Origin of the sequence: Escherichia sp. B1147 (assembly GCF_001660175.1) — a bacterium.
Taxonomy (GTDB): domain Bacteria; phylum Pseudomonadota; class Gammaproteobacteria; order Enterobacterales; family Enterobacteriaceae; genus Escherichia; species Escherichia whittamii.
The window spans coordinates 415,385-439,930 of record NZ_LFHY01000015.1 but is presented as its reverse complement, the minus strand read 5'-3'; the positions used below and the strand labels follow the sequence as shown (position 1 = coordinate 439,930).

Genomic DNA, 24,546 nt, shown 5'->3' with positions numbered 1-24,546 from the left:
ATGAACCTATTAATGCGCACTATATTCAGTCTGTTATTGCTCTTAATGATCTCCATTCCTGTCATTTCTGACTGCGTGGCAATGGCTATTGAAAGTCGCTTCAAATATATGATGCTGCTTTTTTAAATAACCGTTCTCTGTCAGCATCCGCTCAAAACGGGCGGATGCCGATAAACACTCACTTGGTTAATCATTTTATTCTTCAGTTATCTATAATAACGAGTGATTAGAATTACATGTGAGAAATTATGCAAACGGAACACGTCATTTTACTGAATACACAGGGAGTCCCCTCGGGTACACTGGAAAAGTATGCCGCACACACGGCAGACACCCCCTTACATCTTGCGTTCTCCTGCTGGCTGTTTAATGCCAAGGGACAACTGCTGGTTACCCGGCGCGCACTAAGCAAAAAAGCATGGCCAGGTGTGTGGACTAACTCGGTGTGCGGTCACCCGCAACTGGGCGAAAGCAATGAAGAGGCGGTGATCCGCCGTTGCCGCTATGAACTGGGCGTGGAAATAACGCCACCCGAACCGGTTTATCCAGATTTCCATTATCGCGCCACTGACCCGAATGGCATTGTCGAAAATGAAATGTGTCCAGTCTTTGCCGCTCGAATTACCAGCGCGTTACAGCCCAACGGTGATGAAGTGATGGATTATCAATGGTGTGATTTATCAGATGTTTTACGCGCTATTGATGCCACGCCGTGGGCGTTTAGTCCGTGGATGGTGATGCAGGCAGCCAATAGCAAAGCCAGAAATGTATTATCTGTTTTCGCAAAGCGAGAATAAAAAACCCCGACAAATGCCGGGGTTATGTGCATACGCGTAACGCTTATTTTACCGGACGCATTGCCGGGAACAGAATAACGTCGCGGATGGTATGGCTGTTGGTGAACAGCATAACCATACGGTCGATACCAATCCCCAGACCGGCTGTCGGCGGCAAACCATGTTCCAGTGCGGTGACGTAATCTTCGTCGTAGAACATTGCTTCGTCGTCGCCTGCATCTTTCGCTGCAACCTGATCCAGGAAGCGCTGCGCCTGATCTTCTGCATCGTTCAGCTCGCTAAAGCCGTTACCGATTTCACGACCACCAATGAAGAATTCAAAGCGATCGGTGATTTCCGGGTTGACATCGTTACGACGCGCCAGCGGAGAAACTTCAGCCGGGTATTCAGTAATGAAGGTCGGCTGAATCAGATTAGCTTCTGCTACTTCGTCGAAAATCTCGGTGACGATACGGCCCAGGCCCCAGCTCTTCTCAACGTGAATGCCGAGAGATTCAGCAATCGCTTTCGCAGAGTCGAAGTTGTCCAGATCCGCCATGTCAGTTTCCGGGCGATATTTCTTGATAGCTTCACGCATGGTCAGTTTTTCGAACGGCTTGCCGAAATCCAGTACCACGTCACCGTAGGTCACTTCGGTCTTACCGAGAATATCCTGCGCCAGAGTACGGAACAGAGATTCGGTCAGTTCAATCAGATCTTTGTAATCCGCGTAAGCCATATAGAGTTCCATCATGGTGAACTCTGGGTTATGACGCACAGAAATACCTTCGTTACGGAAGTTACGGTTGATTTCGAACACACGCTCAAAGCCGCCAACCACCAGACGCTTGAGGTACAGTTCCGGCGCAATACGCAGGTACATGTCAAGATCCAGCGCGTTGTGATGGGTGATAAACGGACGTGCTGCTGCACCACCCGGGATCACCTGCATCATCGGGGTTTCAACTTCCATAAAGCCACGATTCACCATGAACTGGCGAATACCGGAAAGAATTTGCGAACGCACTTTAAAAGTGTTGCGGGATTCATCGTTAGAGATGAGATCCAAATAACGCTGACGATAGCGCGCTTCCTGATCCTGCAAACCGTGGAATTTGTCCGGCAGCGGACGCAGAGCTTTGGTCAGCAGACGCAGTTCGGTACAGTGGATAGACAGTTCGCCGGTTTTGGTTTTAAACAGCTTACCTTTTGCGCCGATAATATCGCCAAGATCCCATTTCTTGAATTGATCGTTATAAACGTCTTCCGGCAGATCATCACGAGCCACATACAGCTGAATGCGGCCACCGACGTCCTGCAAGGTAACGAAGGAGGCTTTACCCATGATACGGCGGGTCATCATGCGGCCAGCAACAGCCACTTCGATGTTCAGCTCTTCCAGCTCTTCGTTCTCTTTCGCGTCGAAGTCTGCATGCAGTTGGTCAGAAGTATGATCGCGACGGAAATCGTTCGGGAAGGCAATCCCCTGCTCACGCAGGTTCGCCAGCTTTTCGCGACGAGTTTTCAGTTCATTGTTAAGATCGGTTACCGCGTCAGTGCCTTGTACGTGTTGTTCAGACATGTTGGTTCCTTATAACCCAGCTTTCAAACTTGCTTCGATAAATTGATCCAGGCTGCCATCCAGCACCGCCTGCGTGTTGCGGGTTTCAACCCCGGTACGCAAATCTTTAATGCGGGAGTCATCAAGGACATAAGAACGAATCTGGCTGCCCCAGCCGATATCAGATTTGTTGTCTTCCATCGCCTGTTTCTCAGCATTCTTCTTCTGCATCTCCAGTTCATAAAGCTTCGCTTTCATCTGCTTCATGGCCTGGTCTTTATTCTTATGCTGGGAACGGTCGTTCTGGCACTGAGTCACAATCCCGGTCGGGATGTGAGTAATACGCACCGCAGATTCTGTACGGTTAACGTGCTGACCACCCGCGCCGGATGCACGGTAGACGTCGATGCGCAGATCAGCCGGGTTGATTTCGATATCGATATCGTCGTCCACTTCGGGGTAAACAAATGCTGAACTGAACGACGTATGGCGACGACCGCCGGAGTCAAACGGGCTCTTACGCACCAGGCGGTGAACGCCAGTTTCTGTGCGCAGCCAACCATAAGCATAATCGCCGGAAATCTTGATAGTCACGGATTTGATACCCGCCACTTCACCTTCCGACTCTTCGATAATTTCAGTTTTGAAACCGCGCGATTCTGCCCAGCGCAGATACATACGCTCAAGCATACTTGCCCAGTCCTGTGCTTCCGTACCGCCGGAACCAGCCTGGATATCAAGGTAGCAGTCGGCGCTGTCATATTCGCCGGAGAACATGCGGCGGAACTCAAGCTGCGCCAGTTTTTCTTCCAGGGCGTCGAGTTCAGCAACGGCTTCGTTAAAGGTTTCTTCGTCGTCAGCTTCTACAGCCAGTTCCAGCAGACCGGAAACATCTTCCAGCCCTTGTTTCATTTGGTCGAGGGTATCGACGACAGCCTCGAGGGAGGAACGCTCTTTACCCAGCGCCTGCGCACGTTCGGGTTCGTTCCAGACATCCGGCTGTTCCAGCTCGGCGTTTACTTCTTCCAGACGCTCTTTCTTGGCGTCATAGTCAAAGATACCCCCTAAGAACGTCGGAGCGTTCCGTGAGGTCCTGAATGCGATTATTTACCGGATTAATTTCAAACATGGTCTGATTTCTTTTATTGAGCTAGTCAAAATGCGGTGATAAGAGCGGGATTGTACCCAATCCACGCTCTTTTTTATAGAGAGGATGACGCTAAATTGGCCAGATATTATCGATGATAATCTGTAGATTGCGGTTGCCGCGAAACTCGTTGATATCCAGTTTATAGGCTAGCTGTACTTCACGCACGCCGTTATCGGGCCAAAGGGCCGTATCAACGTTAAACGCAATGCCATCCAGCAGCGGGCCGCCGCCGACCGGTTCGACCATCACTTTCAGATGACGCTCGCCCACCAGCCGCTGTTGCAGCAGGCGGAAATGACCATCAAACAGCGGTTCCGGGAACATTTGCCCCCACGGGCCAGCATCACGCAGCAGCTGCGCCACTTCCATGGTCATTTCTTCAGCGCTTAACGGGCCGTCGGAGACAACTTCACCCTGTAATAATGCGGGGTCCAGCCACTCGGTAACCAGTTCGCCAAAGCGTTGCTGAAAAAGTTCGAATTTATCCTCTTCCAGCGACAGGCCTGCCGCCATCGCATGGCCGCCAAACTTGAGCATCATGCCCGGATAGAGCGTGTCTAAGCGCTCCAGCGCATCGCGCATATGCAGCCCCTGAATGGAGCGTCCAGAACCTTTTAACGTACCGTCTCCTGCTGGCGCAAACGCGATAACCGGACGGTGAAAACGCTCTTTTATTCGCGAAGCCAGAATACCGACAACCCCCTGATGCCATTCAGGATGATACATTGCCAGCCCGCCGGGCAGCGTGTCGCGGCTGCGCTCTAGTTTCTCGCACAGAGTCAGTGCCTCAACCTGCATTCCCTGTTCAATCTCTTTGCGCGTCTGGTTTAGGGCGTCGAGTTCATTTGCCAGCACACGCGCTTCGCCGATGTTGTCGCACAGCAACAGCGCCACACCGACGGACATATCATCCAGTCGCCCGGCAGCATTGAGGCGTGGCCCCAGCGCAAAACCTAAATCGCTGGCGGCGAGTTTTTGTGGATCGCGGTTTGCCACTTCAAGCAGAGCTTTAATCCCCGGGCGGCACTTCCCGGCGCGGATGCGGCTCATGCCCTGCCAGGTCAGAATGCGGTTATTCGCATCCAGCGGCACCACGTCCGCCACCGTCCCGAGTGCCACCAGATCCAGCAACTCCGCCAGATTAGGGATTGCAATGCCACGGTCATCAAACCAGCCCTGATCGCGCAAAAAGGTGCGCAACGCCAGCATCAGATAAAATGCGACGCCTACGCCAGCCAGTGACTTCGATGGAAAATCGCAGTCACGCAAGTTAGGGTTAATAATGGCTTCCGCCGCGGGTAACGTATCGCCCGGCAAATGGTGATCGGTAACAATAACCGGAATGCCTAGCGTGCGAGCGTGTTCAACGCCCGCGTGAGAGGAAATGCCGTTATCCACCGTCACAATCAACTGCGCGCCACGAGCATGCGCTTGATCAACCACTTCCGGACTTAAGCCGTAACCGTCTTCAAAACGGTTCGGCACCAGGAAGTCGATGTTGGCGCAGCCAAGCGAACGCATCGCCAGCACGCTAAGGGCAGTGCTGGTGGCGCCGTCGGCGTCGAAATCTCCGACCACGATTATCCGCGTTCCTTCGCGAAAAGCGTTGTAAAGGATCTCAACGGCCTTTTCGACGCCGCTCAGTTGCTGCCAGGGCAACATGCCTTTAACACCGCGTTCCAGTTCCTGCGCACTACGCACGCCCCGACTGGCGTATAAACGACGCAGCAAGGGTGGCAGATCAGCAGGCAGGTCTGCCGTTTCATCGATTTCGCGGCGACGAAGTTTTATCTGTTGTTTCACGCGAATTATTTACCGCTGGTCATTTTTTGATGTTCGTCGAGGAATTCTTTCATCTCTTTGGGCGGCTGGTAGCCCGGAACAAGTGTGCCATTACTCAGAACAACTGCCGGAGTACCGCTAACGCCAAGCTGTACGCCAAGTGCGTAATGGTCGGCAATATCGATATCGCAACTTGCCGGGGTAACAGCTTTGCCTGCCATTACGTCATCGAAGGCTTTACTTTTATCTTTTGCACACCAGATGGCTTTCATTTGTTGCTCCGCCTGGCTTTCCAGCCCCTGACGCGGGAAAGCGAGATAACGCACGGTGATCCCCAGCGCGTTGTAGTCTGCCATCTGCTCATGCAGTTTGTGGCAGTAACCACAAGTAATATCGGTGAACACGGTAATGACGTGCTTTTCTTGCGGCGCTTTATAAACAATCATCTCTTTTTCAAGCGCGTTTAGTTGCTTTAACAGCATCTTATTGGTGACGTTGACCGGAGCCGTGCCGCTAACGTCATACATCGGCCCCTGAATGATATGCTTGCCGTCATCGGTGATATACAACACACCGCTGTTGGTCAGAACTGTCTTCATGCCAGCCACGGGCGCGGGCTGAATATCGCTGCTTTTGATGCCCATTTTGGCTAAGGTTTGTTGAATAGCCGCGTCATCCGCCTGAACAAAGCCTGAAAACGCCGCCAACAAAGTAAATAACATAAAACCTTTCTTCATAAATCTTCCTGTTCTTTTCAGACATCACGCCCGTGGGTGATGCTGTTGATGAAGTTGCCGCAGACGCTCGGTGGCGACATGCGTATAAATTTGGGTGGTGGAGAGATCGCTATGGCCCAACAACATCTGCACCACGCGTAAGTCCGCACCATGATTTAACAAATGAGTGGCAAAAGCATGACGCAACACATGCGGTGACAGCTTTTCGCTATCGATACCCGCCAGCACGGCATAATGTTTAATGCGGTGCCAGAAGGTCTGGCGCGTCATCTGCTGCGCACGCTGGCTGGGAAACAGCACGTCAATCGACACACCGTTCAATAGCCATGGCCGCCCGTGTTCCAGATAGTTTTCCAACCAGTAGACCGCCTCTTCACCTAACGGCACAAGGCGCTCTTTGTTGCCTTTACCAATGACTCGTACCACGCCCTGGCGCAGACTAATATCGCTCATTGTCAGCCCAACCAGTTCCGAGACACGCAGCCCGGTAGCATACAGCACTTCGAGCATCGCTTTATCGCGAAGCTCCAGAGGCTGATCGACTAAAGGTGCCTGTAATAATCTTTCAACCTGCGCTTCGCTTAAATCTTTCGGCAAACGCTGGGGCAATTTCGGCGAAGCCAGGTGCGCGCTGGGATCGTCTTCACGAAATTTTTCGCGATAAAGATACTGGAACAATCGGCGCACCGCACTCAGCAAACGCGCTGAACTGGTGGCTTTATACCCGCCCTCCAGCCGTTCTGCCAGTAATGCCTGCAAATCATCACTTTGCGCCGTTGCCAGCGTCAGCCCGCGATGATGCAACCACTCCACCATCATTGACAGATCGCGACGATATGCGTTCAAAGTATTTTCGGCGAGATTTTTTTCCAGCCACAGGGCATCCAGAAACTGCTCGATGCGTGCCAGATCTTGTTTCACTTGCGCCCCTTATCGTTACTCGTTTGATCCATTATGCCTTATTGTGCCGTGACTAAAACGATTCTGATACACTAGCCGTAAAAGCCACAGCAGAATCGAGAAGCTTACGTTATGAATATGGGTCTTTTTTACGGTTCCAGCACCTGTTACACCGAAATGGCGGCGGAAAAAATCCGCGATATTATCGGCCCAGAACTGGTGACCTTACATAACCTCAAGGACGACTCCCCAAAATTAATGGAGCAGTACGATGTGCTCATTATGGGTATCCCGACCTGGGATTTTGGCGAAATCCAGGAAGACTGGGAAGCCGTCTGGGATCAGCTCGACGACCTGAACCTCGAAGGTAAAATTGTTGCGTTATATGGGCTTGGCGATCAGCTGGGATACGGCGAGTGGTTTCTTGATGCGCTCGGCATGCTACATGACAAACTCTCGACCAAAGGCGTGAAGTTCGTCGGCTACTGGCCAACGGAAGGATATGAGTTTACCAGCCCGAAACCGGTAATTGCTGACGGACAGCTGTTCGTTGGTCTGGCACTGGATGAAACTAACCAGTATGACCTCAGCGACGAGCGTATTCAGAGCTGGTGTGAGCAAATCCTTAGCGAAATGGCAGAACATTACGCCTGACAGGACTGACGGCTTTGCGCATTAGCGTTGCCGTCATGTTTACCTTTGCGTCTCTTGTTGCAACAAAATTCGCCGTAAATCCCGCCATTCGGCTTCGTCCATGCTGTCTGCTGCCAGCCACAAATGCTGACGTTTGCCGCTATCAGCGCGTAAACGCAACATCATGCCACTTTTAATCATCCACGGCGCTTTGACGATGCTCCACTCCTGCCCTTGCCAACGCAATCGCCCGTCCATCAACAGGCGAATCTCCCCCTGGCGAGCATTAATGCGCCGCTGGCTGCGAACGCAATCAAATACCACCAGCGAAAGCAACACCATCCATAGCGGGGTGTAACTTAGCGGCCATGGCATGAGTAAAATAACAGCGGCAACCAGCCCATGAATCAGCAAGGAAAGCCACTGCGCGCGCCAGGAGACGCGCAGATCAGATTGCCACAGGACCACGTTCCCGATTCCGTGTCTGGATGAGTCGGACCATCATTTCCAGTTCTGCATCGGCCGGTTTACCGTGATTCATCAGCCAGTTGAACAGATCGGGATCGTCACATTCCAGCAGACGAATAAAGATGCGTTTTTCGTCATCGCTTAAGCTGTCGTACTCATGTTCGAAAAACGGCATGATTGAAATATCGAGTTCGCGCATACCACGGCGGCATGCCCAATGAATGCGGGCTTTGTTGTTAATGTCCATCTTCTTCCTGTCTCACGAAAATCCAGTACCTGGATATTGTAACGTGTTTTTCGACTTCTTTTGCGGGAATATCGGTAAACACAATCACGATCGCGAAATTAATCCGCAACAATTCAATGGCTTCATTTTTTTGGATGTCACCTCGCAAAGCATATCAGAAGGCACAGATCGCGTAGTGAAAGCACTTGCATTGCCTCATAGCTCTTTTACCATTAGTCATTAATACGCCGTTTGTTACACAGGACACCATTATGGCTTTTACACCTTTTCCTCCCCGTCAGCCTACGGCTTCTGCCCGTTTACCGCTGACGCTGATGACGCTTGATGACTGGGCGCTTGCTACCATTTCTGGCGCGGACAGCGAAAAATATATGCAGGGCCAGGTGACAGCAGATGTCAGCCAGATGTCAGAAGACCAGCATTTGCTCGCCGCCCATTGCGACGCCAAAGGTAAAATGTGGAGCAATTTGCGTCTGTTCCGCGATGGCGATGGCTTTGCGTGGATTGAACGCCGCAGCGTGCGTGATTCGCAGCTGACTGAACTGAAAAAATATGCGGTGTTTTCTAAAGTGACCATCGCGCCAGACGATGAGCGTGTGCTGCTCGGAGTAGCCGGTTTTCAGGCACGTGCCGCGCTGGCAAATCTCTTTAGCGAACTGCCTTCGAAGGAAAAGCAGGTCGTCAGAGAAGGCGCGACCACCCTGCTATGGTTTGAACACCCGGCAGAACGTTTTCTGATCGTAACCGATGAAGCTACCGCCAATACATTGACCGATAAACTGCGCGGTGAAGCGGAACTGAACAATAGCCAACAGTGGCTGGCATTAAACATTGAAGCGGGTTTTCCGGTGATTGATGCCGCTAACAGCGGGCAGTTTATCCCGCAAGCAACCAATCTTCAGGCGCTGGGCGGCATCAGCTTTAAAAAAGGCTGCTATACCGGGCAAGAGATGGTGGCACGAGCAAAATTCCGTGGTGCCAACAAACGCGCGCTCTGGTTGCTGGCAGGTAGCGCCAGTCGACTGCCGGAAGCAGGTGAAGACATTGAGCTGAAAATGGGCGAAAACTGGCGCCGTACCGGTACGGTGCTGGCTGCGGTAAAACTGGAAGATGGTCAGGTCGTGGTTCAGGTGGTGATGAATAACGATATGGAACCGGACAGCATCTTCCGCGTGCGCGATGATGTAAATACCCTGCGTATCGAGCCGCTGCCGTATTCGCTGGAAGAGTAAATCTCTGTATCGATCCGCTCCGGGCATCCATTGCCTGATGCGACGCTGACGCGTCTTGTCAGGCCTACAACTCGGTGCCTTTTTCACAAAAGGGAAACGACCCGTAGACTAGATAAAGCGTTCACGCCGCATCCGGCAGTCGGCGCACGATGCCTGATGCGATGCTGGCGCATCTTATCAGGCCTACAAATGTGCCGGACCTGTAGGCCGGATAAAGCGTTCACGCCGCATCCGGCGGTTGTGCTCCAATGCCTGATGCGACGCTGACGCGTCTTATCAGGCCTACGATATGATACCTTTATCACAACAGGGACGCGGCCCGTAGGCCGGATAAGGCATTCACGCCGCATCCGGCAATTGTGCTCCGATGCCTGAAGCGACACTGGTGTGTCTTTTCAGGCCTACAAATGCACCGCAATTACGGCTGCCCAATATACAAATAGATCGCCAGAAAGTGGCACACACTGCCACCGAGCACAAAGCCGTGCCAGATGGCGTGGTTATATGGGATGCGTTTGCAGACGTAGAAAATCACCCCAAGCGAGTAAACCACGCCGCCTACTGCCAGTAAAGTAACGCTGCCCGCCGCGAGCTTAACAGCCATTTCATAAATCACTACCAGCGACAGCCAGCCCATCGCCAGATAGGTCACCAGAGATAAGGCTTTAAATCGGTGCGCGATGGTCAGTTTGAACAGAATCCCCAGCAATGCCAGGCTCCAGATAACAATCATCAACCCGTGCGCTAGTGGAGAATCCAGCCCCACCAGCAAAAATGGCGTGTAGGTTCCGGCAATCAACAGATAAATAGCGCAGTGGTCAAATTTCTTCAGCCACATTTTTGCCCGTTGATGGGGGATTGCGTGATAGAGCGTCGAAGCGAGGAACAGCAGGATCATACTGCCGCCATAGAGGCTGTAACTGGTTATCGCCGTGGCGCTGGCATTAAGATCCACCGCCTGAACCAGTAGCAACACCAACCCGACGATACCAAGCACCAGCCCAATGCCGTGACTGATGCTGTTGGCAATTTCCTCTGCCAGCGAATATCCCTGCTTAATGAGAGGCTTCTGAACCATAACTTACTCCGGAGAAACGTACACGCACGTGTATACCTCTCCAGCGTAACTGAGAATAGTTCCAGTGAACACCTGTTAGCTAAAATAAATTCTGATTTGGGACTAATCTCCGAAAGATCATGAAATTAAATGCGAAATTTCAACTAACAGGCGTGAGTTCAATTTAAAGGCATTTAAATTCAATTACATAAAACTGTGTCTGACCAGGATAGATATCGGTAATGACCTTTTTCAGTTCAGCCAGAGTCATATTTTCCTGTTGTGCATGTTTTTCTGTGAGAGTATCCAGCGTTACGGTTGAAGTTGCGGTGACTTCAATGGTGCAAAAATAGCCGTCATCTTCAAAGCGCCCAACGCGGAGCACATCGCCCGATTTAAAGTGCGATTCAGACTCGTCGCGAATAGTGATGGTTTTACGCCCAGCCAGAATGTCATCCTGGAAACGTTGAAAAAAAGTGATGTCGTTTGGCTGCATGGTACTATTTCCTGTAAGAATTGATTCATTTGGAGCCTATGATAGTGAAAAAACTCACCTTACCGAAAGATTTCTTATGGGGTGGCGCAGTTGCCGCTCATCAGGTCGAAGGCGGCTGGAACAAAGGCGGCAAAGGGCCGAGTATTTGTGACGTGCTAACCGGTGGCGCACACGGCGTACCGCGCGAAATCACCAAAGAGGTTTTGCCTGGCAAATACTATCCGAACCATGAAGCCGTTGATTTTTATGGTCACTACAAAGAAGACATCAAGCTATTTGCTGAAATGGGCTTCAAATGTTTTCGTACTTCCATCGCCTGGACGCGCATTTTCCCTAAAGGCGATGAAGCACAACCTAATGAAGAAGGGCTGAAGTTCTACGACGATATGTTCGATGAACTGCTGAAACACAACATCGAACCGGTGATCACTCTCTCCCACTTTGAAATGCCGTTGCATCTGGTGCAACAATACGGTAGCTGGACCAACCGTAAAGTGGTTGATTTCTTTGTGCATTTCGCGGAAGTGGTATTCGAACGCTATAAGCACAAAGTCAAATACTGGATGACCTTCAACGAAATTAACAATCAGCGTAACTGGCGTGCGCCGCTGTTCGGTTACTGCTGCTCCGGCGTGGTTTATACCGAGCATGAAAACCCGGAAGAAACCATGTACCAGGTGCTGCATCACCAGTTTGTCGCCAGCGCCCTGGCGGTGAAAGCCGCGCGTCGCATTAACCCGGAGATGAAAGTCGGCTGTATGCTGGCAATGGTGCCGCTCTATCCTTACTCCTGTAACCCGGATGACGTAATGTTCGCCCAGGAGTCAATGCGCGAACGCTACGTCTTTACCGATGTGCAGCTGCGCGGCTATTACCCGTCCTATGTGCTGAACGAGTGGGAGCGTCGCGGATTTAACATCAAAATGGAAGACGGCGATCTGGATGTGCTGCGTGAAGGTACCTGCGATTATCTTGGTTTTAGCTATTACATGACCAACGCAGTGAAGGCTGAAGGCGGCACCGGCGATGCGATCTCTGGTTTTGAAGGCAGCGTACCAAACCCGTATGTTAAAGCATCTGACTGGGGCTGGCAGATTGATCCTGTGGGTCTGCGTTACGCGCTTTGCGAGCTGTATGAGCGTTATCAGAAGCCTCTGTTTATTGTCGAAAACGGTTTTGGCGCTTACGACAAAGTGGAAGAAGACGGTAGCATCAACGACGACTATCGCATTGATTACCTACGCGCCCATATTGAAGAGATGAAAAAAGCGGTGACTTACGATGGCGTGGAGCTGATGGGCTACACACCGTGGGGCTGCATCGATTGCGTGTCGTTCACCACCGGGCAGTACAGCAAACGCTACGGCTTTATCTATGTGAATAAGCATGACGACGGTACTGGCGATATGTCGCGTTCACGTAAGAAGAGCTTTAACTGGTACAAAGAGGTGATAGCCAGCAACGGCGAGAAGCTGTAATTCCCGCATGTTACCCGCCAGCAGGCGGGTAACATTCTGCACCGGATTTACCAGGTCTTACCGATTTTAAATTCCCAGCGAACATCTTCCATCTTAGCTGGCGACTTCGCTTCCTGCATTACCGGAAAGAAAGCCCCGGCACCAAACCATAATTTCAATGGTTCAACGGCAACGTTAAATGACGGGCCAACAACCCATTCGGTAGTACCTGAGTGGTTATTAATGGTGCTGCCATTAGGCAATTTTTTCGTACCTGAAGCGTTATTGCTGTAGGCACTTTCCAGACCAATATCCAGCGGAAAATCACTGAACATATACCGCACCTGGGTATTCCACTGGAATTCATTGCCTCGTTTCACGTCCTGGTTACCGCGCTCAAATGGTCCCTGATATACAAAATCCATATCCCCTTTAAAGTTAGGAGTGAATGATTTTGTTAAAGAGAGTGATACTCTTCCCCCCCAGGCGCTGTTCCCAGGCAAATGATTATCTCCATTTTGCCCGGTGGGTAGTAATAACGCCCCACCTACCGTAACCCAAAACGGATCACCTCTTCGCTGGCTCATTAAAGCATAAGTTGCGCCAACAGATTGATCGCCCATACCTTCAATATGTTCTGGCGATAAGTTATCTCGCTGGTTGTTGATATAAGAACCTACTGTGGAGAGTTCCAGCCTGTCGGTCAGACCATAACGAATCTTCAATAACCATATCTGAGAGTAAACATCCGGACTCCCGTGTCCCTCAATTTGATGGTCTTTATCACGAAATGAACTATTCACAGCAGTTAATAACATTCCTTCTGGCAATACTGAACCTCCAGAAATAGCGGTATTAACTGGCGCGCCTAACAGATTGCTGGGTTTGTTTTCTCCTTCAGCTGCCGCTGCATTCATTGATAAAAAACATGTTATTAATGGTAGAAATATAAATCGTTTCATCATTCCCTCCAGGTATGAAAAACAAAGCGCTAAGGTGTGAATTATTCTCGTTATTTATGTTTGTTTTATTTTTATTATTTAGGCGAATAATTTAACAGAATTAATATACGAAAATTTTTGTAATTATATTGAGAGATAAATAACGATTTCGGAGAGAAAGTATTTGTGATTACGTGTAAACATATAGTGTTATTTCTATTAAATAACGGCTCAATAAAAATAACTCTCGACAAATAACCAATCAGAAAAGTAACAAAAACAGGGAAATTAAATTCTGACTAACAGACTGATGACAAGCGAAAAGTTGCCTGATGCGTTACGATTATCAGACATGTTTTTACAGCAATATATTTAATTTCGAAATGTTGTGGGGCGGATAAAGCGTTCACCTCGCATCCGGCATAAACAAAGCACAAAAAGGCGCCGAAGCGCCTTTAGAAGATAGTCGAATCAGTGAATTACTGGTATTCGCTAATCGGTACGCAGGAGCAGAACAGGTTACGGTCGCCGTACACATCATCCAGGCGTTTCACCGTCGGCCAGTATTTGTTTGCTACGCCTGCCGGGAATACCGCAACTTCACGGCTGTACGGATGCGCCCACTCTGCAACCAGTTCGTTCTGGATGTGTGGCGCGTTCACCAGCGGGTTATCTTCCAGCGGCCAGACGCCGGCTTTCACCTGATCGATTTCCGCGCGGATAGCCAGCATCGCGTCGATAAAGCGATCCAGTTCTACTTTGCTTTCGGATTCAGTCGGTTCCACCATCAGCGTACCCGCTACCGGGAACGACATGGTCGGCGCGTGGAAACCGTAGTCGATCAGACGCTTGGCAATATCCAGCTCGCTGATGCCAGTTTCTTCTTTCAGCGGACGAATATCGAGAATACATTCGTGCGCCACGCGACCATCACGACCGGTATACAGCACCGGAAACGCTTCTTGCAGGCGGCTGGCAATATAGTTGGCGTTGAGGATTGCCACCTGGCTTGCTTTTTTCAGCCCTTCTGCGCCCATCATGCGGATGTACATCCAGCTGATTGGCAGGATAGAGGCGCTACCGAACGGCGCCGCAGAAACCGCGCCCTGACGGGTTAACATGCCTTCGATTTGCACCACGCTATGACCCGGCACAAACGGCGCCAGATGCGCTTTCACGCCGATCGGTCCCATACCCGGACCGCCACCGCCGTGTGGAATGCAGAAAGTTTTATGCAGGTTGAGATGCGAAACATCTGCGCCAATAAAGCCCGGCGAGGTAATGCCAACCTGGGCGTTCATATTCGCGCCATCAAGGTAAACCTGGCCGCCGAACTGATGCACGATTTCACACACTTCACGGATCGTTTCTTCGTACACGCCGTGGGTGGAAGGATAGGTCACCATGATGCAGGAGAGATTTTCGCCCGCCTGTTCCGCTTTCGCACGCAGGTCAGCCAGATCGATGTTGCCATTTTTATCACACGCCACAACTACCACCTGCATTCCTGCCATATGCGCGGAAGCCGGGTTAGTCCCGTGTGCAGAGGCCGGGATCAGGCAGATATCACGATGCCCTTCGTTGCGGCTTTCGTGATAATGACGAATCGCCAACAGGCCCGCGTATTCGCCCTGTGCGCCAGAGTTCGGCTGCATACAGACGGCGTCGTAACCGGTCAGTTTCACCAGCCAGTCAGCCAGCTGCGCGATCATCTGCTGATAACCTTCGGCCTGCTCCGGTGGGCAGAACGGGTGCAGTTCGGCAAATTCCGGCCAGGTGATCGGGATCATCTCGGCGGCGGCGTTCAATTTCATGGTGCAGGAACCCAGCGGGATCATCGCCTGATTCAGCGCCAGATCTTTACGCTCCAGCGAATGCATATAGCGCATCATTTCGGTTTCGCTGTGATAGCGATTAAACACCGGGTGGGTGAGGATTTCGTCGTCGCGCAGCATTGCAGGCTGAATAGAGCGGCTGTCGTGCGCCACGTCTTTGTCCAGCGTGTCGATGTCCAGCCCGTGGTTATCGCCCAGCAGTACGCTGAAAAGCTGCATCACGTTTTCACGCGTGGTGGTTTCATCAAGGGTTACCCCAACCGCGTTCAGAATATCGCTACGCAGGTTGATTTCAGCCGCTTCGGCACGCGCCAGTACGCTCGCTTTGTCTGCTACTTCCACACACAAAGTGTCGAAATAGTGCGCATGGCGCAGCTTCAGACCTTTTTGTTGCAGGCCCGCCGCCAGGATATCAGTCAGACGGTGGATGCGGTTAGCGATACGTTTCAGGCCAACCGGACCGTGATAAACGGCGTACAGGCTGGCAATGTTTGCCAGCAGTACCTGCGAAGTACAAATGTTGGAGTTCGCTTTCTCACGGCGAATATGTTGTTCGCGAGTCTGCATCGCCATGCGCAGCGCAGTATTACCCGCGGCATCTTTCGATACGCCAATAATACGGCCCGGCATCGAGCGTTTGTATTCATCTTTCGCTGCAAAGAATGCCGCGTGTGGGCCGCCGTAGCCCATCGGCACGCCAAAGCGTTGTGCCGAACCAAAGACAATATCCGCGCCCTGTTTGCCCGGCGCAGTCAGCAGCACCAGCGCCATAATGTCGGCAGCGACGCTTACCACAATTTTGCGTGATTTCAGTTCGCTGATAAGCGTGGTGTAGTCGTGGATTTCACCGGTAGTGCCGACTTGCTGTAACAGCACGCCGAACACGTCCTGATGATCGAGCACTTTTTGCGCGTCATCGACAATCACTTCAAAACCAAAGGTTTCTGCGCGGGTACGTACGACATCCAGCGTTTGCGGATGAACGTCAGAAGCGACGAAGAAGCGGTTGGCATTTTTCAGTTTACTGACGCGTTTCGCCATCGCCATCGCTTCGGCAGCAGCAGTGGCTTCGTCCAGCAGAGACGCCGAAGCCATATCCAGGCCAGTCAAATCCAGCGTTACCTGCTGGAAGTTGAGCAGTGCTTCAAGGCGGCCCTGAGAAACTTCAGGTTGATACGGAGTATACGCGGTATACCAGCCAGGATTTTCCAGCATGTTACGCAGGATAACCGGCGGCAGCTGCACGGCGGTGTAACCCATGCCAATGTAAGACGTGAAGCGCTTATTGCGACTGGCAATAGCCTTGAGTTCCGCCAACGCGGCAAATTCGGTCGCCGGTGCGCCAACCTGCGGCGGGGTCGCAAGCTGAATATCTTTCGGCACAATCTGGCCGGTCAGCGCGTTTAACGATTGTGCGCCAACGGCATTCAGCATTTCTTGCTGTTGCGCGGCGTCCGGTCCGATATGGCGTTCAATAAAAGCGCCGCTGTTTTCAAGCTGGCTTAACGTCTGTGTCATGAGCGATGGTTCCTGAAACGTGCAGTGAATGGTGATCCTCTCTCCTTGCGAAGAGAGTGAGGGTGAGGCGTAAATGTTCCTCACCCTGATCCTCTCCCGAAGAAGAGGGATAAAGCCGTTACTCGTCTTCTAACAATGCTTCGTATGCTGTCGCATCCAGCAGTGATTCCAGTTCGCTTTCATCGCTGGCTTTGATTTTAAAGATCCAACCGCCTGCATACGGTTCGCTGTTCACCAGTTCCGGGGAATCGCTCAGTGCGTCGTTTACCGCCACGATTTCACCGCTTACTGGCGCATAAATGTCTGACGCCGCTTTTACTGATTCGGCAACCGCGCAGTCATCGCCCGCGCTTACCGTTGCGCCCACTTCTGGCAAATCAACAAACACCATATCGCCTAACAGTTCCTGAGCGTGTTCGGTGATGCCAACGGTATAAGTGCCATCTGCTTCTTTGCGCAGCCATTCGTGTTCTTTGCTGTATTTCAGTTCTGCTGGTACGTTGCTCATCAATCAATCTCCAAAAAAGTAAATCACGCGACGGCTTTGCCGTTACGCACAAAAACAGGTTTAGTCACTTTTACCGGCATTTCACGGTTGCGAATTTGCACAATCGCCGTTTCGCCAATGCCTTCAGGCACACGCGCCAGCGCAATGCTGTAACCCAGCGTCGGGGAGAAAGTACCGCTGGTGATAATGCCTTCTTGTTGGTTGCCCTGCGCGTCGGTAAAACGTACCGGCAGTTCATTACGCAGCACGCCTTTTTCGGTCATCACCAGGCCAACTAATTTTTCTGTGCCATGCTCACGCTGCATTTCCAGGGCTTCACGACCGATAAAGTCACGACCTGCCGGTTCCCAGGCGATGGTCCAGCCCATGTTGGCGGCTAAAGGAGAGATGGTTTCGTCCATCTCCTGGCTATACAGATTCATACCCGCTTCCAGACGCAGCGTGTCACGCGCCCCCAGACCGCAAGGTTTAACGCCCGCGTCCACCAGCGCTCGCCAGAAATCGGCCGCTTTTTCATTTGGCAGCGCAATTTCATAGCCCGCTTCACCGGTATAACCGGTAGTGGCAATAAACAGATCGCCTGCCTGAACGCCAAAGAACGGTTTCATCCCTTCCACCGCCTGACGTTGAGCGTCATTAAACAGGGTAGCTGCTTTTGCCTGAGCATTCGGCCCTTGTACGGCAATCATGGAAAGGTCATCACGAACGGTTATTTCGATGCCGAAAGGTTCAGCGTGTTGGGTAATCCAGGAGAGGTCTTTTTCGCGGGTGGCGGAGTTGACAACGAGGCGGAAGAAATCTTCAGTGAAGTAGTAGACAATCAGGTCATCTATCACCCCGCCAGAGGCATTCAACATCCCCGAGTAAAGGGCTTTGCCGCTTTTGGTGAGCTTCGCCACATCGTTCGCCAGCAGATAACGCAGAAACTCCCGGGTACGGCTGCCGCGAAGATCGACGATGGTCATATGTGACACATCAAACATTCCGGCATCGGTACGTACCGCATGGTGTTCGTCGATTTGCGAACCGTAATGCAGCGGCATCATCCAGCCGTGGAAATCCACCATGCGGGCGCCGCAAAGCGTGTGTTGTTCGTACAAAGGAGTCTGTTGTGCCATCTTGTCCTCATTGAATAAGCGGGGCTGACAACTTTTCGTGGTGAAATTGTCACCACGAAACCCAGCATCGGAGCCACTCCCGGTCCCCAACGCAATCGTTCTCTTTTCCCTGAACTTACCACCGAAACAGACGGTTAACCATAAGGAAAAATTGATCATCACATTAGCTTATGGCTAAAAATCGCCAGAATCGCGATAGAATAAAAAACTAAAAAACATGATGATTTTGAACAGATATCACGTATTAATAAAGCAGTTTTGAATAAACAAAAATTAAGAACTAAAAAATTGTCTAAAATCACTAAATCAAAAATTAACGACATTAGAAAATATAATGCGAAATTGCGTGTGAAATTAGTTTATTTCAAATGAGGAAAATCCCCCGGTTAAAAAACCGGGAGACGAAAGTGTGATGGGTATCAAATAAACAAAAGAGGAGAAATTTTTAACGCAGCCATTCAGGCAAATCGTTTAATCCCATTGCCTGACGAATGAGTTGCGGTTTAACGCCAGGAAGCGTGTCAGCCAGTTTCAGGCCAATATCGCGCAGCAGTTTTTTCGCCGGATTAGCACCGGAAAACAGATCGCGGAAGCCCTGCATACCTGCCAGCATCAGTGCTGCACTGTGCTTGCGGCTACGTTCATAGCGACGCAGGTAAATGTACTGCCCGATGTCTTTACCCTGACGATGCAACCGTTTCAGTTCAGCAATCAGCTCTGCGGCATCCATAAAGCCGAGATTTACCCCCTGCCCCGCCAGCGGATGAATGGTATGCGCAGCGTCGCCCACCAGCGCCAGACGGTGCGCAGCAAACTGGCGTGCATAACGCCCCGTCAGCGGGAACACCTGTCGCTCGCTCTCAACCTTGCATAAGCCCAGACGGTTATCAAAAGCGATATTTAACGCGCGATTAAATTCGTCTTCACCTGCCTGCTGCATCCGCTGCGCTTCCTCTGGCGACAGGGACCAGACAATTGAGCAAAGATGCGGATCGCTAAATGGCAAAAAAGCCAGAATGCCTTCGCTATGGAAAACCTGGCGTGCCACCGCATCATGCGGTTCTTCTGTGCGAATAGTTGCCACCAGCGCGTGGTGCTGATAATCCCAGAAAGTCAGCGGGATATCGGCTTTGTTGCGCAACCAGGAATTAGCGCCGTCCGCACCAATCACCAGACGCGCCGTTAACATGCTGCCGTCTTTCAGCGTTAGAAAGGTTTCATTTTCTCCCCAGGCAACCTGCTGTAATTCTGCGGGGGCCAGCAGCGTGATATCTGACGACTGTTGCGCTTTGTTCCACAACGCGTAGTGAATCACTGAGTTTTCAACGATATGCCCAAGATGGCTATAGCCCATGCTTTGGTCGTCAAAAGAGATGTGACCAAAACTGTCTTTGTCCCACACTTCCATACCGTGATAGCAACTGGCTCTACGGGAGAGAATGTCCTGCCAGACGCCAAGACGGGTGAGCAATTTTTCGCTGGCGGCATTTATAGCCGAAACGCGCAGTTGTGGTGGTGCATCCGCCGCCAGAGGTTCCGGTAAGCGCTGCTCAAGTACGGCGACGCGTAAACCGCTACCCTGTAAGCCGCAGGCAACCGCCAGCCCCACCATGCCGCCGCCAACAATGGCTACATCAACACTTTGCATTGTTTATTCCTTAAAACCGCCTTCAACGCGCGACCCAACCGAGGGTGCGCTGCGCCAGCACATCGCGTGCCGGAGTGAATAATTCCATCGCCATCAGCCCGATGTTGCGCCCGACAACCAGCGGCGCCCAGCGATTGGCAAAAAGATGCACCAGACTGTCCGTGACGCCGACGGTCGCTTCGCGATCGCGCTGTCGACGCTGCTGATAGCGGCACAATACGCCGTAATCTCCAATATCCTCTCCGCGTTCCTTCGCCTGAGTCAGGGTTTCGGCAAGACTCATGACATCACGCATACCGAGGTTAAATCCTTGCCCGGCGATCGGGTGCAGAGTTTGCGCCGCATTACCCACCAGCACGGTGCGATGGGTAATCGGTTTGGCTGCGCGGGTTAACGCCAGCGGATAAGCACTGCGTTTTCCGGCGTGGGTAATTTTCCCAAGTCGCCAGCCAAAGGCAGATTGGAGTTCACAGCAAAACTTCTCGTCGTTCCACGCCAGCACATCTTCACGTCGTTCCAGTGGATGACACCAGACCAGCGAACAGCGTCCGTCAGACATCGGTAACATCGCCAGTGGGCCATATTGCGTAAAGCGTTCAAAAGCGCGGCCTTCGTGCGCAACGGAAGTTGCAACGTTGGCAATCACTGCCAGTTGCTCGTAAGGCTCCTGCTGCCAGTCAACGCCGCACGCGGTTGCTAACGCTGAATGGGTGCCGTCAGCGGCTACCAGCACGCGGCCCGTCAGCGTCTCGCCACTCTCCAGCGTCACATCAACGTTACTTGAGGTACGGACAACATTAGCTACGCGATCCGGGCAGTGAAGCGTGACACCGGGTACTTTGCGCAGTTGCGCAAACAGTCGTTGCCCGACATTGTGCAATTCGACAACCTGCCCTAGCGCCGCGAGTTGATAATCTTCTGCGGCAAGGGTGACGAATCCGGCATGGCCGCGATCGCTGACATGAACGGTAGTGATGGCGGTTGCGCAATCAGCCAGAGATTGCCAGACACCGATGCGCTCCAGCTGCTGACAGGTACCCGCCGCCAGCGCAATAGCCCGGCCATCAAAACCTGGATGGGCATGTGACTCTGGTGCAGTCGCTTCAATCAGATGTACCGGCAGCGCCCCGTGACTTAGTCGGGAAATAGCCAGCGCCAGCGTCGCGCCCGCCATGCCGCCACCGACGATGATTACGCTCATTGCTTTCTCGCAGCTGCCATCAACGCTTCGATCTCTTCCGGCTTTTTCACCACGCTGGCAGTGAGGTTTTCGTTGCCGGTTTCGGTAATCACAATGTCGTCTTCAATACGAATGCCGATACCGCGATATTGTTCTGGCACATCCGCATCCGGCGCAATATACAGCCCTGGCTCTACGGTCAGTACCATGCCGGGTTCAAGAATGCGCGAGCGATCCTGGCCATAAACGCCAACGTCATGAACATCCAGACCTAACCAGTGGCTAAGGCCATGCATAAAGAAAGGACGATGGGCATTCTGGGTGATGAGTTCATCAACATCACCTTTCAGTATCCCCAGTTTTACCAGGCCGCTAATCATGATACGCACTACTTCACCGGTAACTTCCTGAATAGAGGTTCCCGGACGATACAGGCGCAAGCTGGTTTCGAGAGATTCCAGCACAATGTCGTAGATTTCACGCTGGGCCTGGGTGAATTTGCCATTGACCGGGAAGGTGCGGGTGATATCACCAGCGTAACCTTTATATTCACAACCAGCATCAATCAGCACCAGGTCGCCGTCGCGCATTTCACACTCGTTTTCGGTGTAATGCAAAATGCAGCCGTTTTCACCGCTGCCAACAATGGTGTTATAGGAAGGGTAACGTGCGCCGTGGCGGTTAAATTCGTGGTGTATTTCGCCTTCCAGATGGTACTCAAACATCCCCGGACGGCATTTTTCCATCGCCCGTGTATGCGCCAGTGCGGTGATTTCCCCCGCGCGGCGAAGTACGGCGATCTCTTCCGGCGATTTGAACAGGCGCATTTCATGAACGATGGGACGCCAGTCGATCATCGTTGCTGGCGCGGTGAGATTTTGCCGCGAGCCTTTACGCAGTTTTTCCAGCGCACTATTCACGATTTCATCAGCATACGCATATTCGCCCTGAGCGTGGTAAATCACATCCAGGCCATTAAGGAGTTGATACAGTTGCTGATTGATTTCGCTGAACGCCAGAGCGCGATCAACGCCCAGTTTCTCTGGCGCGGCATCCTGACCTAAACGACGACCAAACCAGATCTCCGCCGTCAGGTCACGCACGCGGTTAAACAAAACGCTGTGGTTATGAGTGTCATCGCTTTTAATCAGCACCAGCACCGCTTCCGGTTCATTAAAGCCGGTGAAGTACCAGAAGTCGCTGTTCTGACGATAGGGGTATTCGCTGTCGGCGCTACGGGTCACTTCTGGTGCTGCAAAAATCAGCGCGGCGCTGCCGGGTTGCATTTGCTCCACCAGGGCCTGACGGCGGCGCTGAAATTCCTGCTGAGATATCTCACTCATAACACTCTCCTTACGTTTTTTGTTTTTAGTGTAGAGTTGGTTTTTGTACTTCTGGCGCGGTCGGTTGCGGATGAGTAAAGGTGTCGTGGCATAACAGTGCAGCAACACGGACGTACTCGATGATCTCTTCAAGCGACATTTCCAGCTCTTCTTGATCTTCGTCTTCGTCGTAGCCCAGCTGCGCGATGTTACGCAGATCGTCAATGGCTTCACCGGTTTCGCCAGTCACTTTATCCAGCTTCGGCTGAGTGACGCCAAGACCGAGCAGGAAGTGATTTACCCAGCCTGCCAACGCATCAGCGCGATCGAAAACGCTAACTTCATCGCCATCAGGCAGATAAAGCTGAAAAAGGAAGCCGTCATCTTGCAAGGCATCACTGGTGGCAGAGTGCATTTTGCGCAGTGCCTGGGCAAGTTCATGCCCGAAAGCCATACCTTCGTTCGTCAGGTCGTGAAGCAGCGGCAGCCAAGAGCTGTCATCATTACCGCCACATATCATCCCGCTGATTAAACCATGCATTTCAGCAGGGGTCAGACCTGTCCCTTGTTGGTTCAGATACTGGTTCATTTCTTTGTAACCAGGCATTTCGTTCTGTATTGACATAAGCATTCGGCATCAAAGGGAGGAAGATTCATGATATGCTATCACTTTGGACCCTGGTGGACCAGAAAAGGGCTTGTCTCATTGCACCAGGGTAGCTATAGTTTCGCCCCTTCGCAGACCAAAGGTCTGAAGGCGAAGGCAGCGCAGTCAATCAGCAGGAAGGTGGCATGTCTGCACAACCCGTCGATATCCAAATTTTTGGCCGTTCACTGCGTGTGAACTGCCCGCCTGACCAAAGGGATGCGTTGAATCAGGCTGCGGACGATCTGAACCAACGGTTGCAAGATCTGAAAGAACGCACTAGAGTCACAAATACTGAACAGTTGGTCTTCATTGCCGCATTGAATATCAGCTACGAGTTAGCGCAAGAAAAAGCGAAGACTCGTGACTACGCGGCAAGTATGGAACAGCGTATTCGGATGCTGCAACAGACCATAGAACAAGCGTTACTTGAACAAGGTCGCATCACCGAAAAAACGAACCAAAACTTTGAATGACACTTTTCGGTTTACTGTGGTAAAGTAACCGTGAAGACAAAATTTCTCTGAGATGTTCGCAAGCGGGCCAGTCCCCTGAGCCGATATTTCATACCACAAGAATGTGGCGCTCCGTGGTTGGTGAGCATGCTCGGTCCGTCCGAGAAGCCTTAAAACTGCGACGACACATTCACCTTGAACCAAGGGTTCAAGGGTTACAGCCTGCGGCGGCATCTCGGAGATTCCCTTCTTATCTGGCACCAGCCATGACACAACTACCAGAACTCCCACTGACATTATCCCGACAAGAAATCCGTAAAATGATTCGGCTGCGTCGTCGTGCGTTAACGCCGGAGCAACAACTCGAAATGGGTCAACAAGCCGCCACGCGGATGATGAGTTATCCCCCTGTAGTGATGGCGCATACGGTCGCTGTATTCCTCTCTTTTGATGGCGAACTCGACACTCAACCGCTCATTGAGCAACTCTGGCGCGCGGGTAAGCGCGTGTATCTTCCCGTTTTACATCCCTTCAGTGTCGGTAATTTACTCTTCCTGAATTACCATCCACAAAGTGAACTGGTGATGAACAGGTTGAAGATCCACGAGCCAAAACTGGACGTACGCGATGTGCTTCCCCTTTCCCGGTTGGATGTGCTGATCACGCCGCTGGTCGCCTTTGATGAGTACGGTCAACGCCTCGGAATGGGCGGTGGATTTTATGATCGGACATTGCAAAACTGGCAGCACTACAACATGCAGCCAGTAGGTTACGCCCATGATTGCCAGTTAGTGGAAAAACTCCCCGTAGAAGAATGGGACGTCCCGCTGCCTGCGGTGGTTACGCCATCGAAAATCTGGGAGTGGTGAGAGCGAGTCA

25 protein-coding genes and 1 other RNA gene are annotated in these 24,546 nt (G+C 51.8%); 9 read left to right on the top strand and 17 right to left on the bottom strand.

Annotated elements, in window-relative coordinates:
* Both A9180_RS17105 and idi read left to right on the top strand, forming a co-directional pair.
* Positions 1–126, top strand: a complete 126-nt coding sequence (locus A9180_RS17105) for a hypothetical protein (protein ID WP_064529875.1) — start codon at positions 1–3, stop codon at positions 124–126.
* Between the two features lie 122 nt (positions 127–248).
* Positions 249–797: an isopentenyl-diphosphate Delta-isomerase gene (gene idi / locus A9180_RS17100; RefSeq protein WP_064529796.1), complete on the top strand. Its 549-nt coding sequence runs from the start codon at positions 249–251 to the stop codon at positions 795–797.
* 43 nt (positions 798–840) lie between these two features.
* Here idi and lysS read toward each other — a convergent pair whose 3' ends face one another.
* The 5 genes from lysS to xerD all read right to left on the bottom strand — a co-directional run bounded on the left by lysS (position 841) and on the right by xerD (position 6,927).
* Positions 841–2,358, bottom strand: coding sequence for a lysine--tRNA ligase (gene lysS / locus A9180_RS17095; protein WP_064529795.1), 1,518 nt, complete (start codon positions 2,356–2,358; stop codon positions 841–843).
* 9 nt (positions 2,359–2,367) lie between these two features.
* A protein-coding gene (gene prfB / locus A9180_RS17090; RefSeq protein ID WP_001701073.1) for a peptide chain release factor 2 occupies positions 2,368–3,466 on the bottom strand; the annotation gives its coding sequence in 2 pieces (ribosomal slippage) (positions 2,368–3,390 and positions 3,392–3,466; 1,098 coding nt in all).
* Between the two features lie 90 nt (positions 3,467–3,556).
* The gene (gene recJ, locus A9180_RS17085; protein WP_064529794.1) at positions 3,557–5,290 is read right to left on the bottom strand and encodes a single-stranded-DNA-specific exonuclease RecJ; all 1,734 of its coding nucleotides are present in this window, start codon (positions 5,288–5,290) and stop codon (positions 3,557–3,559) included.
* Positions 5,291–5,295: 5 nt separating this feature from the next.
* Complete coding sequence (gene dsbC / locus A9180_RS17080) at positions 5,296–6,006, bottom strand: bifunctional protein-disulfide isomerase/oxidoreductase DsbC (RefSeq protein WP_064529793.1); 711 nt, start codon at positions 6,004–6,006, stop codon at positions 5,296–5,298.
* A 24-nt stretch (positions 6,007–6,030) separates the two neighbouring features.
* Complete coding sequence (xerD, locus tag A9180_RS17075) at positions 6,031–6,927, bottom strand: site-specific tyrosine recombinase XerD (protein WP_064529792.1); 897 nt, start codon at positions 6,925–6,927, stop codon at positions 6,031–6,033.
* A gap of 111 nt (positions 6,928–7,038) precedes the next feature.
* Here xerD and fldB point away from each other — a divergent pair, with 111 nt between their 5' ends.
* Complete coding sequence (fldB, locus tag A9180_RS17070) at positions 7,039–7,560, top strand: flavodoxin FldB (RefSeq protein ID WP_064529791.1); 522 nt, start codon at positions 7,039–7,041, stop codon at positions 7,558–7,560.
* A 39-nt stretch (positions 7,561–7,599) separates the two neighbouring features.
* On the opposite strand, the gene A9180_RS17065 is transcribed toward fldB, so the two are convergent.
* Together A9180_RS17065 and sdhE are read right to left on the bottom strand one after the other, a co-directional pair.
* A complete protein-coding gene (locus tag A9180_RS17065; protein WP_064529790.1) occupies positions 7,600–8,007 on the bottom strand; it encodes a protein YgfX in 408 nt (135 codons plus the stop codon).
* Positions 7,988–8,254: an FAD assembly factor SdhE gene (gene sdhE, locus A9180_RS17060; protein WP_000354046.1), complete on the bottom strand. Its 267-nt coding sequence runs from the start codon at positions 8,252–8,254 to the stop codon at positions 7,988–7,990. The genes A9180_RS17065 and sdhE overlap by 20 nt, the downstream gene beginning before the upstream one ends.
* 251 nt (positions 8,255–8,505) lie before the next feature.
* On the opposite strand from sdhE, the gene ygfZ reads away from it, so the two are divergent.
* Positions 8,506–9,486, top strand: a complete 981-nt coding sequence (gene ygfZ / locus A9180_RS17055; RefSeq protein ID WP_064529789.1) for a tRNA-modifying protein YgfZ — start codon at positions 8,506–8,508, stop codon at positions 9,484–9,486.
* A gap of 418 nt (positions 9,487–9,904) precedes the next feature.
* Here the strand turns inward: ygfZ and trhA are convergent, their stop codons facing one another.
* Positions 9,905–10,564: a PAQR family membrane homeostasis protein TrhA gene (trhA, locus tag A9180_RS17050; protein WP_064529788.1), complete on the bottom strand. Its 660-nt coding sequence runs from the start codon at positions 10,562–10,564 to the stop codon at positions 9,905–9,907.
* 163 nt (positions 10,565–10,727) lie between these two features.
* On the bottom strand, positions 10,728–11,039 hold the full coding sequence (gene yqfB, locus A9180_RS17045; protein WP_064529787.1) for a N(4)-acetylcytidine aminohydrolase: 312 nt from the start codon (positions 11,037–11,039) through the stop codon (positions 10,728–10,730).
* Positions 11,040–11,083: 44 nt separating this feature from the next.
* Here yqfB and bglA point away from each other — a divergent pair, with 44 nt between their 5' ends.
* On the top strand, positions 11,084–12,517 hold the full coding sequence (gene bglA / locus A9180_RS17040) for a 6-phospho-beta-glucosidase BglA (RefSeq protein ID WP_064529874.1): 1,434 nt from the start codon (positions 11,084–11,086) through the stop codon (positions 12,515–12,517).
* Between the two features lie 47 nt (positions 12,518–12,564).
* Here the strand turns inward: bglA and A9180_RS17035 are convergent, their stop codons facing one another.
* The 4 genes from A9180_RS17035 to gcvT all read right to left on the bottom strand — a co-directional run bounded on the left by A9180_RS17035 (position 12,565) and on the right by gcvT (position 18,416).
* Entirely contained in the window at positions 12,565–13,458 is an 894-nt protein-coding gene (locus A9180_RS17035; protein WP_064529786.1) for a transporter, read from the bottom strand.
* A gap of 458 nt (positions 13,459–13,916) precedes the next feature.
* Positions 13,917–16,790 (bottom strand): aminomethyl-transferring glycine dehydrogenase, encoded by a 2,874-nt coding sequence (gene gcvP / locus A9180_RS17030; RefSeq protein WP_064529785.1) that lies wholly within the window; start codon positions 16,788–16,790, stop codon positions 13,917–13,919.
* 118 nt (positions 16,791–16,908) lie between these two features.
* Complete coding sequence (gcvH, locus tag A9180_RS17025) at positions 16,909–17,298, bottom strand: glycine cleavage system protein GcvH (protein ID WP_001295377.1); 390 nt, start codon at positions 17,296–17,298, stop codon at positions 16,909–16,911.
* Between the two features lie 23 nt (positions 17,299–17,321).
* Entirely contained in the window at positions 17,322–18,416 is a 1,095-nt protein-coding gene (gene gcvT / locus A9180_RS17020; protein WP_064529784.1) for a glycine cleavage system aminomethyltransferase GcvT, read from the bottom strand.
* A gap of 288 nt (positions 18,417–18,704) precedes the next feature.
* Between gcvT and A9180_RS24360 the strand changes: the two genes are divergently transcribed.
* Positions 18,705–18,788: a hypothetical protein gene (locus A9180_RS24360; protein ID WP_123057965.1), complete on the top strand. Its 84-nt coding sequence runs from the start codon at positions 18,705–18,707 to the stop codon at positions 18,786–18,788.
* A gap of 73 nt (positions 18,789–18,861) precedes the next feature.
* Here the strand turns inward: A9180_RS24360 and ubiI are convergent, their stop codons facing one another.
* Genes ubiI through ygfB form a run of 4 tightly spaced genes read right to left on the bottom strand, consistent with a single transcriptional unit; the run spans position 18,862 to position 23,191 of the window.
* Positions 18,862–20,064, bottom strand: coding sequence for an FAD-dependent 2-octaprenylphenol hydroxylase (ubiI, locus tag A9180_RS17015; RefSeq protein WP_064529783.1), 1,203 nt, complete (start codon positions 20,062–20,064; stop codon positions 18,862–18,864).
* A gap of 22 nt (positions 20,065–20,086) precedes the next feature.
* On the bottom strand, positions 20,087–21,265 hold the full coding sequence (gene ubiH, locus A9180_RS17010; RefSeq protein ID WP_064529782.1) for a 2-octaprenyl-6-methoxyphenyl hydroxylase: 1,179 nt from the start codon (positions 21,263–21,265) through the stop codon (positions 20,087–20,089).
* Positions 21,262–22,587: a Xaa-Pro aminopeptidase gene (pepP, locus tag A9180_RS17005; RefSeq protein ID WP_064529781.1), complete on the bottom strand. Its 1,326-nt coding sequence runs from the start codon at positions 22,585–22,587 to the stop codon at positions 21,262–21,264. Before pepP ends, ubiH begins: the two co-directional genes overlap by 4 nt.
* A gap of 25 nt (positions 22,588–22,612) precedes the next feature.
* Positions 22,613–23,191: a UPF0149 family protein YgfB gene (gene ygfB / locus A9180_RS17000; protein ID WP_074399612.1), complete on the bottom strand. Its 579-nt coding sequence runs from the start codon at positions 23,189–23,191 to the stop codon at positions 22,613–22,615.
* Positions 23,192–23,358: 167 nt separating this feature from the next.
* Between ygfB and zapA the strand changes: the two genes are divergently transcribed.
* From zapA to A9180_RS16985, 3 genes are all read left to right on the top strand, one after another.
* Positions 23,359–23,688: a cell division protein ZapA gene (zapA, locus tag A9180_RS16995; protein WP_001276008.1), complete on the top strand. Its 330-nt coding sequence runs from the start codon at positions 23,359–23,361 to the stop codon at positions 23,686–23,688.
* A 41-nt stretch (positions 23,689–23,729) separates the two neighbouring features.
* Positions 23,730–23,913: non-coding RNA, 6S RNA (ssrS, locus tag A9180_RS16990), on the top strand.
* Positions 23,914–23,933: 20 nt separating this feature from the next.
* Positions 23,934–24,536, top strand: coding sequence for a 5-formyltetrahydrofolate cyclo-ligase (locus tag A9180_RS16985; protein ID WP_064529779.1), 603 nt, complete (start codon positions 23,934–23,936; stop codon positions 24,534–24,536).
* Positions 24,537–24,546: the final 10 nt, after the last annotated feature.

What these genes read in the sequence shown, in the direction of transcription:
- A9180_RS17105 (WP_064529875.1), top strand. Translation starts at nt 1, where the DNA reads ATGAACCTATTAATGCGCACTATATTCAGTCTGTTATTGCTCTTAATG.
- idi (WP_064529796.1), top strand. Translation starts at nt 249, where the DNA reads ATGCAAACGGAACACGTCATTTTACTGAATACACAGGGAGTCCCCTCG.
- lysS (WP_064529795.1), bottom strand. Translation starts at nt 2,358, where the DNA reads ATGTCTGAACAACACGTACAAGGCACTGACGCGGTAACCGATCTTAAC.
- dsbC (WP_064529793.1), bottom strand. Translation starts at nt 6,006, where the DNA reads ATGAAGAAAGGTTTTATGTTATTTACTTTGTTGGCGGCGTTTTCAGGC.
- fldB (WP_064529791.1), top strand. Translation starts at nt 7,039, where the DNA reads ATGAATATGGGTCTTTTTTACGGTTCCAGCACCTGTTACACCGAAATG.
- sdhE (WP_000354046.1), bottom strand. Translation starts at nt 8,254, where the DNA reads ATGGACATTAACAACAAAGCCCGCATTCATTGGGCATGCCGCCGTGGT.
- ygfZ (WP_064529789.1), top strand. Translation starts at nt 8,506, where the DNA reads ATGGCTTTTACACCTTTTCCTCCCCGTCAGCCTACGGCTTCTGCCCGT.
- trhA (WP_064529788.1), bottom strand. Translation starts at nt 10,564, where the DNA reads ATGGTTCAGAAGCCTCTCATTAAGCAGGGATATTCGCTGGCAGAGGAA.
- yqfB (WP_064529787.1), bottom strand. Translation starts at nt 11,039, where the DNA reads ATGCAGCCAAACGACATCACTTTTTTTCAACGTTTCCAGGATGACATT.
- A9180_RS17035 (WP_064529786.1), bottom strand. Translation starts at nt 13,458, where the DNA reads ATGAAACGATTTATATTTCTACCATTAATAACATGTTTTTTATCAATG.
- gcvP (WP_064529785.1), bottom strand. Translation starts at nt 16,790, where the DNA reads ATGACACAGACGTTAAGCCAGCTTGAAAACAGCGGCGCTTTTATTGAA.
- gcvH (WP_001295377.1), bottom strand. Translation starts at nt 17,298, where the DNA reads ATGAGCAACGTACCAGCAGAACTGAAATACAGCAAAGAACACGAATGG.
- gcvT (WP_064529784.1), bottom strand. Translation starts at nt 18,416, where the DNA reads ATGGCACAACAGACTCCTTTGTACGAACAACACACGCTTTGCGGCGCC.
- ubiI (WP_064529783.1), bottom strand. Translation starts at nt 20,064, where the DNA reads ATGCAAAGTGTTGATGTAGCCATTGTTGGCGGCGGCATGGTGGGGCTG.
- ubiH (WP_064529782.1), bottom strand. Translation starts at nt 21,265, where the DNA reads ATGAGCGTAATCATCGTCGGTGGCGGCATGGCGGGCGCGACGCTGGCG.
- pepP (WP_064529781.1), bottom strand. Translation starts at nt 22,587, where the DNA reads ATGAGTGAGATATCTCAGCAGGAATTTCAGCGCCGCCGTCAGGCCCTG.
- ygfB (WP_074399612.1), bottom strand. Translation starts at nt 23,191, where the DNA reads ATGTCAATACAGAACGAAATGCCTGGTTACAAAGAAATGAACCAGTAT.
- zapA (WP_001276008.1), top strand. Translation starts at nt 23,359, where the DNA reads ATGTCTGCACAACCCGTCGATATCCAAATTTTTGGCCGTTCACTGCGT.
- A9180_RS16985 (WP_064529779.1), top strand. Translation starts at nt 23,934, where the DNA reads ATGACACAACTACCAGAACTCCCACTGACATTATCCCGACAAGAAATC.